Below are 13481 nucleotides of genomic sequence, written 5' to 3'. Positions count from 1 at the left end.
CTTTGACACAAAATTCTGAACAGTCTCGAAATTGTTTGAAAATCACCTAAAGCCTTATTTATAGCTTTAGGTATTTAAACTCCACTTTAAAAATATTTACAATTTATAATAACATTTTGTTCTTGGATTTTATTGTAATTATTTATTAACTCTTCTAAAAAAATCGTACATTATCTCTAAACTCTTTTGTTGTATTTTTTTCATTGATTGGATCAAGTATTTTATTTGTCTATTCTCTATATCTATAAAACTTAAATTTTTAATATCAGGGATATACTCATTATTTACAATTTTAATTGATAGCATAAGTAAAATAAAATCACTTTATATAAGTTATTATTATATAATTTATTGTATATTTTTATAAATAAAGGGGAGGGTGTAAATCTTGACTAACAATTTCTAACACTCTCTACTCTAAAAATTATTTTGATTCCAAACTTAAAAGATAATCACTCCAAAATTCCATTAATGGGATAAACTGCTTAAAATAATCTGCCCTATGGTTATATGCTCTTACAGTTTCATTTTGCTCATGATGATCAAGAACTCTTTCTTTTAATTCAAAGCTAAATTTATTCTCAATATCTAATGTATCTATCATACTTCTAAAAGTTCCTCTAAATCCATGAAGTCTAATTTTACGTCCTCTTTTTTCATCATTAAATCCAAGTCTTTGTAGTGCTCTATTAGGGCTTTCTTTGTTAATATGATTTCTATTATTAGTACCTAAAAATACATATTTTTGATGACCAGTAAACAATCTTTGCTCTTCCAAGATTGATATTACTTCATTTGTTAAAGGTAGTTTAAAATCATTAAGATTTTTACTCTTAACTTTCATTCTCTCCCTTGGAATAGTCAAACTTTTTTCTTGATAATCTATATAATTCCATTCCATAGTACATAGATTGTCAGCTCTCAAAGGAACATGCAAAACAAACTTAAGTACATTTCTTAATGAATGGCTACCATTATAATTGTAAATTAAATCCCTTAACTCACATAGTATTTGTTCATCAGTTATTTTAGAATAATGTTTAACTTCTTTTGCTCGAATAATATCAGACTTTCTAATGTCAGATAGTAAATTTCTTTCACAATATCCCCTTAAAACTGCAAATCTAAATAAGTTATCTAGGTAGTTATAAATTTTAGATGCAACTTCATGGGCTTGAAGTTTTTTAACTTCAATTATCTTGATAATATCATTAATCTCAATTTGGTTCATATGTTTATTTCTAAGAAACGGATAAATGTCATTCTCAAAAACTTTTACTTTCCCCTTGTGAGTACTTGCCATAGTTCTTTCTGCTTCTTTTTCTAGCCACTCTGAAACTACTGATAAAAAATTTCCTTTTTCATCTAGAATTTTTTCTTTTTTCTTGTTACGCTTATGTTCAATTGGATCAATATCATTTATTAATAACTCTATACATTTATCTCTTTTTTTTCTAGCATTACTTAAACTCACAATAGGATATGTTTTAAAAGTTGTTTTTCTTCTCTTACCCTCAAAACTATACCTAAACTCCCATACTTTGTTTCCATTAGGCTTAATACATAACCTTAGTCCTGCCCCATCGTTTAAATAAGTTTCTTTACTCTCTACTTTTACTTTCTTTATTGCCAAATCAGTTAATAAATTCATTTTAGCCATGAATAGTCCTTATTTAGTTGGGTCGTTTTTTTATGTATTATAACACTTTTTACAAAAAGACCCAATTTATGTTCCATTTATTTGCAAGATTTAATAAGATTGATTGAGATTATATACTATAGTAAAGCGTATAAAAGCCCTATAATAAGGTGATTATTGATACTATTTGAGATTAATTGGGATTATACAATGGCACGCCTGGTAGGATTCGAACCCACAACCACCCGGGCCGAAACCGGGAGCTCTATCCAGTTGAGCCACAGACGCGTTTATGATAGCTTGGAATTTTATCAAAAGAAAACTTAAAATTATCTAGATATTAAGGCTTTTTTATTTTTATACATTAGTTCATCTGCTTTTAGAACTATTTTTTCTAATTGTTCATCTTTTTTAAATGGTACTAATCCAAAAGAGAATGAAAATTGGATATTTTTAAATTTTGAGGTTTTTAGTTTTTGTCTTGCAAGTTTTTTTTGTGCATTTGTCATAAGTGTTTTAATATCAAACTGATTTATTGTATTTTGATTAAAAAGTACAATAAACTCATCTCCTGCATATCTTAAAACTTTTATCTCTTTATCTTTAAACTCTTTTTTCAAAAAATCCACAAGATACTTTAGTACTTGATCTCCTACTAAGTGTCCAAATGTATCATTTATATATTTGAACTTATTTAAATCAATAAATGCCAAAGCTCCATCTTCTGGGAAGCTTTTATTTATTAAGTAGTAATCCATAAACCATTTTCTATTAAAAGCTTTTGTTAAACTATCTGAAAAAAGTTCTTTTTGTAAAAGATTTATTTTACTTTTCATTTTTGCTAGTTCACCATAAATATTTTGAAGAGATTTATCATCTTTATTTAAAATTGCAGTTCTTGCATCATCTGTTGATTGATATAAGATACTTAAGTTATCATTTGTTTGCCTTACTATTTTGTCAATATTTACATTATCTTCATGTAAATCTTTAAATAATACATTTTCATCTTCTATATTTACTTCTAAACTATTTGCATGATTTTCAAATACTTGGGAGTATTTACTTGGCAAGATTATATCTTCATTTTTTAAATCATTAACAGTTAAAAATGTTACTTCTTTAAGTCTATTACTCATCATTTATCTTTATAAATTATCCAATACTATTAGTACAAAAAATACTATACCTAAGTAACCATTTACAGTAAAAAAAGCTTTATCAATTTTTCTAAAATCTTTATTTACTAAATAGTGCTCATAACTTAACATTAAAGCACTTACTGCTACTGCTATAAAAGCAAAAGTTGAACTATTTGATACAATTACAAATAGTAACCAAAATATTACTGTAAAAAGGTGAAATACTCTTGAGATTATCATAGTATTTTTAGCACCAAATTTGCTTGGGATTGAGTGAAGTCCTAACTCTTTATCCACATCAATATCTTGCAATGAATACAATAAATCAAATCCAGCAACCCAAAACATCACCCCAATACTCAACAAAATAGCCCATAAAGGTATAGTTTCACTAACTGCAACAACTCCAGCTATTGGAGCAAGTCCTAAAGAAACACCTAAAATTAGATGTGCTAAGAATGAGAACCTTTTAAAGTATGAGTATGAACCTATTACAATAAGAATAGGCACAGACATATAAAAAGCTAAATCATTTACAAAATATGCTACAATTATAAATCCAATTGCATTTAGTGCTACAAATATTGCCATTTGTGTAGGCGAGATTCTTCCATCTACATTTGGTCTGTTTACTGTTCTTGGGTTAAGTGCGTCAATATCTCTATCAAGATATCTATTAAATCCCATAGCAAAGTTTCTTGCTGTAAGTGCAGCTAAGATACCTAAAATACAAAGGCTAAACCCAAACCAACCATTTGCAGCAACTACCATTGCAATAAAAATAAAAGGCAGCGAAAAGATTGAGTGTTTGAACATTACTAGTTCATTGAAATCATTTAATAGTTTTGTTATTTTTTCCATAAAATCGATTTTATCTAATATTACATATAAAGTAATTTATATGATGATTTTTCAACTGTTTTTTATTGGTATTTGATTAAAATTTTACAAAGGATTCAAATGAAATATATAAAAATATTATTATTAATTTTAATTACAACAACTTTTACAGCTTGTATTTCAACAAACCAAACAAGTATTCACAACTCAAATAACAAACAAATTTCTGAATTACTAGATGAAATTCATCAAAAAGATTTGAAGATTGCAAAACTTGAAGAAAAATTATCAGAGTATGAGAAAAGATATAACTAGATGAAACAAATAGCAATTATAGGTTCAACTGCTTCAGGAAAAACATCTTTAGCACTTGATATTGCAAAAAAAACAGACTCTATAATTTTATCTCTTGATTCTTTATCTGTGTACAAACAAATAGATATTGCATCTGCAAAGCCAACTGTACAAGAAAGAGGTGATATTATTCATTTTGGTATAGATGAAGTTTATGCTAATGAAACTTTTGATGTTATTCAGTTTATTGATTGTTATCAAAGGGCAAAAGAGTTTGCACAAAACAATAACAAAAACCTAATCATTGTAGGAGGAACAGGCTTTTATCTAAAAGCACTAGTTGAGGGAATTTCTACAGGAATTGATACAAAAAATAAACTAGATATCCCAAAAGAAGAAGCATACGATATTTTATATAACTTAGACAAAGAGTATATGGAAAAAATAGCTCCAAATGATACATACAGAATAGAAAAAGCTTATGGTATATATACACAAAGTGGTATGACTCCAACACAATTTTTCAAAAAAAACAAAAAAACACCAATTATAGAAGATTTGCAAATTTTTGAAATAGTTTGGCAAAGGGATGACTTAAGAAAAAGAATTGCTTTAAGAACAAAACAGATGTTAGAAGATAAACTTATTGATGAAGTTATATTTTTAGAAAAAACTTACACAAGAGAGCCAAACTGTATGAGTGCAATAGGAATTATTGAAACTTTAGAATATCTTGATGGAAAACTTACAAAAAAAGAGCTTGAAGAAAAGATTTTAACAAATACAGCAAAATTAGCAAAAAGACAAAATACTTTTAACAAATCACAATTTTTAGAGAATAAAACTTCAAATATTATAGAAAACTTAAATTCAGATATTCTTAAGTTTTTTTCGCTATAATCCCTCCCCTAAAAGAGTTTATTAAAGGGCAACACATAAATTTGACCTTTTAGTAGACATTAGAAACCTTAAGGAAGTTAAAGTGAAAAAGAACATTCACCCAGATTACAAAGCTTGTACAGTTAGTTGTGCTTGTGGAAATACATTTGAAACAAAATCAAATGTTGAAACATTAAGAATTGACATTTGTTCAGCTTGTCATCCATTCTTTACTGGAGAGCAAAAAATTGTTGATGCTGCTGGTAGAGTTGAGAAGTTTAAAGCTAAATATAATTTAAATAAATAAGACTTTGTCTTGTTAATATTAGTTCCCACACCCATAGGAAATTTAGAGGATATCTCTAAAAGAGCTCTAGACGCCCTTATGGAAGCGGAACTAATCTTTTGTGAAGACACAAGAGTTACAAAAAAACTACTAAATTTACTATCTGAAAAATTTAATCTAAACTTTGAAAATAAACAGTTTCAATCTTATCATTCACATAATGAAAGTAAAGTTTTACAAACTTTAGATAAAGAAACTTTTACTAAAAATGTTGTTTATGTAAGTGATGCAGGAATGCCATGTGTTAGTGATCCAGGAGCTACGCTTGTTGATTTTTGTATAAAAAATGATATTAAATATGATGTTATTCCAGGTGCAAATGCAATACTTACAGCTTATGCAATGAGTGGTTTTACACATACAACTTTTTCATTTCATGGTTTTTTAGCACATAAAGGAAGTGATAGAGCTTCAAAACTAAAAACAATAATGCAAAGTGATAAACTTGGTATCCTTTATGAGTCACCACATAGACTTTTAAAACTTTTAGAAGAGATTAAAAACATAGATGAAAATAGAACAATTTTTTTAGTAAAAGAGATAAGTAAATTACATCAAAAAAGCTTTAAGGATAGTGCTAAAAATATCTTTGAAATTTTTAAAGATATAAATATTAAAGGTGAATGGGTAGTAATTATTGAGCCAACTATTTTTGAGGGTCAAGCTTTAAATATTGATGATATAAAAGATTTAGATTTAGCTCCAAAAGTAAAAGCAAAACTTCTTTCTAAACTTACAGGAAAGAAAACAAAAGATATCTATCAAGAACTAATGCAATAGGCAAAACCTAAGTTTTACCTATACATTTTCTTCCAGTTGTTCAAGATTACTTTGAATTGTTTCAATTGTATTGATACTTTCAATCAATTTATCAAAACCTGTCATCTTTTCTTCAATAAATCCATTTGTTTGTTTAGAGTTTTTTTGAATTTCATTAAATGAATCACTTATTTTAAATACATCTTCTGATACATTGTGAAGCTTTGAGCTTGCTGTGCTTATTGTACTTGATATTCCACCTATGCTTTTAGTAGCAATATCAACTGATTTATTACTTTGAGTAAGACTTGTTTGTGTTTTATTTGCAAGTTTTTTTACTTCATCTGCAACTACTTTAAATCCATTTCCATACTCCCCTGCTCTTGATGCTTCAATAGCTGCATTTAGTGCAAGTAGATTTGTTTGTATTGCAATTTCTGAGATTGAAGATAAAACAGTTTTGATATCATTTGCATCTACTGTTAACTTTTTCATATCTTCTACTAAATCATTGTTTGTAGATACATTGCTTTGAATATCTTGAGTAAATCTTTCAAATCTATTCATCATATCATCTATTACTTCATTTCCCTCTTTTGTATTTTTGTATACTGAGTTGATGATGGTAACCATATCTTGAATTAAAGGAAAGGCATCTTTTAGATTATCTAAAAGTGCGGTTCTTACTCTTGAAAGTAGTTGATATTGATAAACCTCTCTTTTTTTATAATATAAGCAAAATGAAGCATATTTGCTTACAAAATTATCTACATAATCATCATAAAACTCTTCATTCTCTTCAACTTTATAAAAAAACAGTGCTGTTAGAGTTTGATTTATATTTAATCCTAACAATTCACCAAAGGTAGAAGACCCTGCAACAGCAATGTTATTAAAAGTTTTCAAAGAGTTTAATTTATCTTGATTTAATAATCTTCTTAAAATACAATCATTAAAAAGTGCTGCTATTGGTTTATGATTTTTTTGATGTTTAAATCTTTCATAATCTTCTTGTGTAGTTTGTGTAAACTCTTTGTTTTTTACAAGATGCAAAATATCACCAAAAGCTACATCACAAAAAAATGCAATTTCTTTATTTTTTACATCTACATTTGCAATTGATCTTATATATATCTCACCATCAAGTTTAATTGCAAAGCTATAATCTTTTAAAATATCTGGCAAGTTTTCAAGAGAAGTTGAGAAATATTGACTTAATGCATCTAAGATATTTACTATTTTGTTTGTTTTAGTACTTAAAACACTCTGTACAGTTCTTTTTTGTACATTGGATTGGGCAACTAAAAAAGAGATTTTCATATCTTCGCAACTTTGAGATTTGAAAACTCCATATTTTATAGTTGGTTTTAATTTTACTAAAACTACAACTGCATTGTGTCTTAAAGCTTTTTCATTATTAAAAATAAATGTATCTTTAAAGTCTAATTTCCCGCCAGCAGAACCACCAATTAGTAAGCATGGAAGTTTTCCACTATCATAAACAGCTTCTGCAAAAAAACTTTCACTATTAGATAAACCATCTACAAAAGTTAAAGCAAAACAGTTTTCATGATTTATCTTAAATGATATTTTTTGATTATCTATTTCATTTTTTATTTTTGCAATTCTATTTGCAGGAGAAATAGTGCTATTTGCGATATCTTCACTAAATAAAGGTATTGTTAAAACTTGAATATTTTCAATAACTTCATGGCTAAAGCCTTGCAAAACGATATTATTCCAAGTTGAACTTGCATCATGATATAAAGAATCTCTTTTTTCATCTAAGTTAAAAGTACACAACTCACCTGCACTTGTAGAAAGAACAACTTTTGTAGAAGAGGGGAAATATGACTTTATTTGTTCAGAAATAGCATGAAAATCAATATGAGGTGATATAAAACCTATTATTAATTTTGGAGCTTCATTTTCAAAAAAGAGTTTTTGTACTTGCTCTTTGTTTATTTGTAATTCATTTGTATCTAAAACCTTAATATATTGGCTACTAAGATTATCCATAAAAAAATCCTTGTAAAATAATAAAAAAATACTTTAATGGTAATTCTTTTTTTTAAATTATCCAATATTTGCTTTAAAGAGGTTTATCAAGATTTTTTCGATAAAATCTTATCTATGATAATATATGGAAAACAAATAGTACTACACGTACTTGATAAACATCCTCACTTAATTGAAGAGGTTCTATTTTCAAAAGAGATAGATAAAAAAATATTCTCAAAATTTTTAAAACTTGGTAAAAAAGTCATAAGACTTGATAATAAAAAAGCACAAGCCCTTGCGCAAGGTGGAAATCATCAAGGCTTTTTTTTAAGACTAAAAGAGTTTGAGTACAGTGATATTTCTGAAATAAAAGAAAAGAATTTTATTTTAGTTTTAGATGGACTAACAGATGTTGGTAATATTGGAGCAATTGCAAGATCTGCATACTCACTAGGTGTTGATGCAATAGTAGCTTCAAATGTAAAAACTCTTAATAATTCAGGTCTTATAAGAACAAGTTCTGGAGCTATGCTTGATATTCCTTTTGCCCTATATCCTAATACACTTGATTTAGCAAATGAACTAAAGCAGTGTGGTTTTGCACTTATTGGTGCAACGATGGATGGTACTGATTTGAAAAAATATGGGAAAATAGATGAATCTGATAAAGTTGCACTATTTTTAGGAAGTGAAGGAAAAGGTCTTTCAAAAAAAGTTGAAAAGAAACTTGACTTGAAAGTATCTATTGGTATGCAACATGATTTCAACTCTTTAAATGTATCTGTTGCAGCAGGAATATTAATATATAATTTGAAAAAATAGAAGTAGGCCATGATAAAAAAAATATTTTTCTTAACACTTTTAGCTTTAACACTACAAGCTTCAACTATACTTGATAATAAAATATCAAATTTAATTGGAGAGTTTGACTATATTAAGCATAAAAATCTTATCAATTATATATTCAAAGATAAACAAAGTTATATAATTGGGGAAAATATTGATTATATTAAGGTGATTAAAAAACTTCAAAGCAATGGTCTTTTAAATCTATCACTAGATAGACCAAAAGATGTTTATATTAAATTTAATACAAATCATGATCCTGTAAAATCTTTAAAGATTTTAAAAGATACTCTTAAATCTTTGGGTTTTTACTACTATTTTACAAAAACATTAAAATATGACAAAGAGAATTTGAATTGGGAAATCAAGTTGAAAACAGAAGCCGCCATTGACCCTCTCATTTTAGCAAATGAACTTTATAAACAAAATTGTAGAGTTGCTGATATAAAAAGAGAGGGAGATAATAAATGGGAATATAGCATTGATACAACATTTTCATCTTTAAATAACTCAATTCAAATAACAGTGGATGAAAAAAAATATTTAAGAAAACCACTTAAACCTTATTTACTAAATATCAAAGGTGATGCTAGTAGTATCACTATTGTATCAAAAATACTAAATAGCTGGTTCCCTAAAGTTGTATTTTATGATAAGAGTTTAAATATTTTAAAAATTATCAAAGAAGATAAGGTGCATGGAAAGTTAGTTCTTGAAGTGCCACAAAACACAAAATATATAAAAATAGATGACTTATACACGCTTATAAATATCAAGCGTGGATTAAGTATTATAATTAAGGAGTAGTAGTGTTTCCTGAAATTGAATTTGAAAGAATGAAAAGACTTCCAAACTATGTGTTTGCAGAAGTTAATGAAATAAAAATGGATGCAAGAAGAAGAGGTGAGGATATTATTGATTTTTCAATGGGTAATCCAGATGGTCCAGCACCTAAACATATTGTTGATAAATTAAAAGAAGCATCTGAGAAACCAAAAAATCATGGATATAGTGCAAGTGCTGGTATTTATAAACTAAGACTTGCTATTTGTAACTGGTATAAAAGAAAATATGGGGTTGATTATCTTGATCCTAATAAACATGCTTGTGCTACAATGGGTAGTAAAGAGGGATATGTTCATCTTATTCAAGCTATTGTAAATGTTGGAGATGTTGCAGTTGTTCCAGACCCAACTTATCCAATACATTCATATGCATTTATGCTTGCAGGTGGAGCTATTCATAACTTTGAGCTACCATTTGATGAGCAAAACTATAGAGTTGATGAAGATCTGTTTTTTGAAAGATTAAATAAAACATTAAGAGAATCTATTCCAAAAGTAAAATATGTTTTAGTAAACTTTCCACACAATCCAACTTGTGCAACAGTAAGACCTGAGTTTTACCAAAGATTGGTTGATTTAGCTAAAAAAGAGAGATTTTATATTATCTCTGATATTGCATATGCTGATATTACTTTTGATGGATATAAAACACCATCAATTTTCCAAGCAAAAGGTGCTATTGATGTTGCAGTTGAGTCATTTACACTTTCAAAGTCATACAATATGGCAGGTTGGAGAGTTGGTTTTATAGTTGGAAATGAAAAGCTTGTAGGAGCTTTAAAAAGAATTAAATCTTGGCTTGATTATGGTATGTTTACACCTATTCAAGTTGCAGCTACTGTTGCACTTGATGGACCACAAGATTGTGTAGATGAGCATATTAAAAAATATAACTATAGAAGAGATGTTATGATAGAAGCATTCAAAGATGCTGGATGGGAAATGGAAACACCAAATGCTTCTATGTTTATATGGGCAAAAATCCCAGAAAAAGCCATGCATCTTGGAAGTATGGAATTTTCTAAACAGCTTCTAACAGAAGCTAAAGTTGCAGTAAGTCCAGGTATTGGATTTGGTCATTATGGTGATAAATATGTAAGAATTGCCTTAATAGAAAATGAAAAAAGAATTAGACAAGCAGCAAAAAATATAAAAAAATATTTAAAAACTTTATAATTATTAGGATAAAAAATGTTAAAAATAGCAATTATTGGTGTAGGAACAGTAGGTTCAAGTGTAGCAAATATTTTAAAAGATAATAAAGAGATTATTACTGCAAGAGCTGGAAGGGAACTAATACCAACAATTGGAGTTGTAAATGATTTATCTAAAAAAAGAGATGTATCTATTGAATTAACTGATGATATAGATAAGGTTTTAAATGATGACTCAATTGATATTGTAGTTGAGCTTATGGGTGGAGTTGAGAAGCCTTATGAAGTTGTAAAAAAAGCTTTAGAAAAAGGAAAATCAGTAGTTACTGCAAATAAAGCACTTTTAGCTTACCATAGATATGAGCTTGAAGAGTTTGCTAAAGATATCCCTTTTGAATATGAAGCAGCAGTTGCGGGTGGTATTCCTATTATTAATGCATTAAGAGAAGGATTAACTGCAAATAATATTCTTTCAATTCAAGGTATTATGAATGGTACTTGTAATTATATGCTTACAAAGATGATTGATGAGGGTGTAAAGTATGAGGATATTCTTAAAGAAGCACAAGATTTAGGTTATGCAGAAGCTGATCCAACTTTTGATGTAGGTGGTTTTGATGCAGCACATAAACTACTAATTCTTGGTTCTATTGCTTATGGAATTGATGCAAAACCAGAAGATATTTTAATTGAGGGTATTGAAAATATCACAAGCTATGATATTGAGTTTGCTAAAGAGTTTAATTACTCTATTAAACTTCTTGGTATTGCAAAAAGAGAAAATGACAATGTAGAACTTAGAGTTCACCCAGCATTTGTTCCAAAAGATCAAATGATTGCAAAAGTTGATGGGGTTATGAATGGTATTTCTGTAATTGGTGATAAAGTTGGTGAAACAATGTATTATGGGCCAGGAGCAGGAGGAGATGCAACTGCAAGTGCTGTTATTGCAAATATTGTTGATATAGCAAGACGAGGTAAAGGCTCTCCAATGCTTGGTTTTGAAAGAAATTATGGAAATAAACTTTCATTATTAAATAAAAACCAAACAAGAACAAAATATTATCTAAGATTAGAAGTTGCAGATAAAACAGGCGTTTTAGCAAAAGTAGCTTCAATCTTGGGAGATTGTGGTATTTCAATAGAAAAGATGTTACAAAAACCTTTAGGTAATCAAAAATCAAATCTTTTACTTTCAACTCATAGCTCAGTTGAAAAAGATATTTTAAAAGCAATTGAAGAGTTAGAAAATACTAAAGTAGTAACTCAAAAACCAGCAATGATTAGAATAGAGGATTAGTCTTCTCTTCTAATCTTTAAAACTTACTTTTTAGCTAATATCTACATTTATAACTTAATTAAGGTTAGCATTTGAAAACAGACTCACATTTACTTAAAGATGATATTCCAAGCTTACTTAAACAAATAACTATTCCTGCAAGTACGGGAATGTTTTTTAATACTATGTACAATGTTGTAGATACATTTTATGCTGGACTTATTTCTACACAAGCTATTTCTGCACTTTCACTATCTTTTATGATATTTTTTACAATTATTGGATTGGGATATGGATTCTCTTCTGCTATTACAGCACTTATTGGAAATGCTAGTGGGCGTTCTAAAAGTTTTTTAGCTTCAATATATGCCCATAAAGGTATTTTCTTTATGCAACTACTTGCAATAGTACTTACAATAATTGGATTTATAATCTCACCTTATTTATTTAAACTATTAGGTGCAAGTGGTGAATACTTACAAATGGCACTTGATTATATATATATAATTTTAGCTGGAACTATATTTTTCATGACTAATTTTGCACTTAATGCAATACTTGTATCAAAAGGAGATACTAAAGCTTATAGAAATACTTTAATATTTGGTTTTTTTGCAAACTTAGCATTAAATCCTTTATTTATATATGGATTTTTATTTATTCCTGCTATGGGTTTAAAAGGAATAGCACTTTCAACTATACTAATACAACTTTTAAATGCTTCATATCTTTTACTTAAAGTTATGGATACTAAGCTTGTACATTTTAATAAAATAAACTATTTCTTTCCCCATAAAAAAATATACAAAGATCTTATAAATCAAGGTATTCCCTCATCAATGAATATGCTTATTATGTCTATTGGTTCTTTGTTTTTAATGTATTTTGTATCACTTTATGGAGTAAAAGCAGTAGCAGGATATGGAGTAGGTTTTAGAGTTGAGCAAATCATGCTTCTACCAGCACTTGGACTTAGTTCTGCTGTTCTTTCTATTGTTTCAAATAACTTTGGAGCAAGAAGATATGATAGAGTTATGGAAACTGTAAATAAAGCTTTAAAATATGGATTTATAATTGCTACTTTTGGAATAATATTTTTATATATTTTCGGTAAAACTATTATTTCTCAATTTGACTCAGATCCTATAGTTATAGGCTTTGGATATGACTATTTAGTTATTGAAGTTTTAGTTTTTTATGCTTATGTAATACTATTTATTTGTGTATCAACACTTCAAGGTATAAAAAGACCTAAGATGATTTTATATATAGCTTTATATCGTCAACTAATTGCAAAATATGCTATTGCTTATGTTATAGTTATTTGGCTTGCTTTAGATTATATCTATTTATGGGTTGGTGTTCTTATCATGATTTATAGTGCTGCTATTTTTGCGTACTTTTATACACAAAAGCTTTTAAAAGAGGTTACACTAAATAAACTTTCTAAAAAATAG

Annotated in this window: 14 protein-coding genes and 1 tRNA gene; 9 read left to right on the top strand and 6 right to left on the bottom strand. The window is 27.9% G+C overall.

Going from position 1 to position 13481, the window contains the following annotated elements:
- Positions 1-138: 138 nt before the first annotated feature.
- The 5 genes from ACAN_RS13940 to mqnP form a co-directional block, all read right to left on the bottom strand.
- The gene (locus ACAN_RS13940) at positions 139-306 is read right to left on the bottom strand and encodes a hypothetical protein (RefSeq protein ID WP_165773069.1); all 168 of its coding nucleotides are present in this window, start codon (positions 304-306) and stop codon (positions 139-141) included.
- 118 nt (positions 307-424) lie between these two features.
- Positions 425-1660 (bottom strand): tyrosine-type recombinase/integrase, encoded by a 1236-nt coding sequence (locus ACAN_RS00590; RefSeq protein WP_099334655.1) that lies wholly within the window; start codon positions 1658-1660, stop codon positions 425-427.
- 190 nt (positions 1661-1850) lie between these two features.
- Positions 1851-1927: transfer RNA gene (locus ACAN_RS00585), tRNA-Arg, on the bottom strand.
- A 41-nt stretch (positions 1928-1968) separates the two neighbouring features.
- Positions 1969-2778 (bottom strand): GGDEF domain-containing protein, encoded by an 810-nt coding sequence (locus ACAN_RS00580; protein WP_165773068.1) that lies wholly within the window; start codon positions 2776-2778, stop codon positions 1969-1971.
- Positions 2779-2787: 9 nt separating this feature from the next.
- Positions 2788-3642: a menaquinone biosynthesis prenyltransferase MqnP gene (gene mqnP, locus ACAN_RS00575; RefSeq protein ID WP_099311377.1), complete on the bottom strand. Its 855-nt coding sequence runs from the start codon at positions 3640-3642 to the stop codon at positions 2788-2790.
- 99 nt (positions 3643-3741) lie between these two features.
- On the opposite strand from mqnP, the gene ACAN_RS00570 reads away from it, so the two are divergent.
- The 4 genes from ACAN_RS00570 (at position 3742) to rsmI (ending at position 5920) form a co-directional block, all read left to right on the top strand.
- Entirely contained in the window at positions 3742-3936 is a 195-nt protein-coding gene (locus tag ACAN_RS00570) for a hypothetical protein (RefSeq protein ID WP_079580305.1), read from the top strand.
- Positions 3937-4815 carry a tRNA (adenosine(37)-N6)-dimethylallyltransferase MiaA gene (miaA, locus tag ACAN_RS00565; protein ID WP_099334653.1) on the top strand — a complete coding sequence of 293 codons (879 nt, stop codon included), beginning with the start codon at positions 3937-3939 and terminating at the stop codon, positions 4813-4815.
- 82 nt (positions 4816-4897) lie between these two features.
- Positions 4898-5101: a 50S ribosomal protein L31 gene (gene rpmE / locus ACAN_RS00560; RefSeq protein WP_079580303.1), complete on the top strand. Its 204-nt coding sequence runs from the start codon at positions 4898-4900 to the stop codon at positions 5099-5101.
- Positions 5102-5110: 9 nt separating this feature from the next.
- Positions 5111-5920, top strand: coding sequence for a 16S rRNA (cytidine(1402)-2'-O)-methyltransferase (gene rsmI, locus ACAN_RS00555; RefSeq protein ID WP_099334652.1), 810 nt, complete (start codon positions 5111-5113; stop codon positions 5918-5920).
- Positions 5921-5938: 18 nt separating this feature from the next.
- Here the strand turns inward: rsmI and ACAN_RS00550 are convergent, their stop codons facing one another.
- Positions 5939-7918: a methyl-accepting chemotaxis protein gene (locus ACAN_RS00550; RefSeq protein WP_099334651.1), complete on the bottom strand. Its 1980-nt coding sequence runs from the start codon at positions 7916-7918 to the stop codon at positions 5939-5941.
- A gap of 114 nt (positions 7919-8032) precedes the next feature.
- Here ACAN_RS00550 and rlmB point away from each other — a divergent pair, with 114 nt between their 5' ends.
- The 5 genes from rlmB (at position 8033) to ACAN_RS00525 (ending at position 13481) form a co-directional block, all read left to right on the top strand.
- Positions 8033-8722: a 23S rRNA (guanosine(2251)-2'-O)-methyltransferase RlmB gene (gene rlmB / locus ACAN_RS00545; protein ID WP_079580299.1), complete on the top strand. Its 690-nt coding sequence runs from the start codon at positions 8033-8035 to the stop codon at positions 8720-8722.
- Between the two features lie 9 nt (positions 8723-8731).
- The gene (locus tag ACAN_RS00540; protein WP_099334650.1) at positions 8732-9553 is read left to right on the top strand and encodes a hypothetical protein; all 822 of its coding nucleotides are present in this window, start codon (positions 8732-8734) and stop codon (positions 9551-9553) included.
- Between the two features lie 2 nt (positions 9554-9555).
- Positions 9556-10767 carry an LL-diaminopimelate aminotransferase gene (locus tag ACAN_RS00535; protein WP_079580297.1) on the top strand — a complete coding sequence of 404 codons (1212 nt, stop codon included), beginning with the start codon at positions 9556-9558 and terminating at the stop codon, positions 10765-10767.
- 15 nt (positions 10768-10782) lie between these two features.
- Positions 10783-12045, top strand: coding sequence for a homoserine dehydrogenase (locus tag ACAN_RS00530; protein WP_079580296.1), 1263 nt, complete (start codon positions 10783-10785; stop codon positions 12043-12045).
- A 71-nt stretch (positions 12046-12116) separates the two neighbouring features.
- Positions 12117-13481: an MATE family efflux transporter gene (locus ACAN_RS00525; protein ID WP_228150644.1), complete on the top strand. Its 1365-nt coding sequence runs from the start codon at positions 12117-12119 to the stop codon at positions 13479-13481.

This window comes from Malaciobacter canalis (assembly GCF_008000835.1).
In the GTDB taxonomy this organism is placed as follows: Bacteria; Campylobacterota; Campylobacteria; order Campylobacterales; family Arcobacteraceae; genus Malaciobacter; species Malaciobacter canalis.
Note: the sequence above shows the minus strand (reverse complement) of the source record. Positions and strands in the feature narration are given on the sequence as shown.

Coding starts and splice junctions, on each gene's coding strand:
- ACAN_RS00530 (WP_079580296.1), top strand. CDS start 10,783: ATGTTAAAAATAGCAATTATTGGTGTAGGAACAGTAGGTTCAAGTGTA.
- ACAN_RS00590 (WP_099334655.1), bottom strand. CDS start 1,660: ATGGCTAAAATGAATTTATTAACTGATTTGGCAATAAAGAAAGTAAAA.
- miaA (WP_099334653.1), top strand. CDS start 3,937: ATGAAACAAATAGCAATTATAGGTTCAACTGCTTCAGGAAAAACATCT.
- ACAN_RS00570 (WP_079580305.1), top strand. CDS start 3,742: ATGAAATATATAAAAATATTATTATTAATTTTAATTACAACAACTTTT.
- ACAN_RS13940 (WP_165773069.1), bottom strand. CDS start 306: ATGCTATCAATTAAAATTGTAAATAATGAGTATATCCCTGATATTAAA.
- ACAN_RS00540 (WP_099334650.1), top strand. CDS start 8,732: ATGATAAAAAAAATATTTTTCTTAACACTTTTAGCTTTAACACTACAA.
- ACAN_RS00550 (WP_099334651.1), bottom strand. CDS start 7,918: ATGGATAATCTTAGTAGCCAATATATTAAGGTTTTAGATACAAATGAA.
- rlmB (WP_079580299.1), top strand. CDS start 8,033: ATGATAATATATGGAAAACAAATAGTACTACACGTACTTGATAAACAT.
- ACAN_RS00580 (WP_165773068.1), bottom strand. CDS start 2,778: ATGAGTAATAGACTTAAAGAAGTAACATTTTTAACTGTTAATGATTTA.
- mqnP (WP_099311377.1), bottom strand. CDS start 3,642: ATGGAAAAAATAACAAAACTATTAAATGATTTCAATGAACTAGTAATG.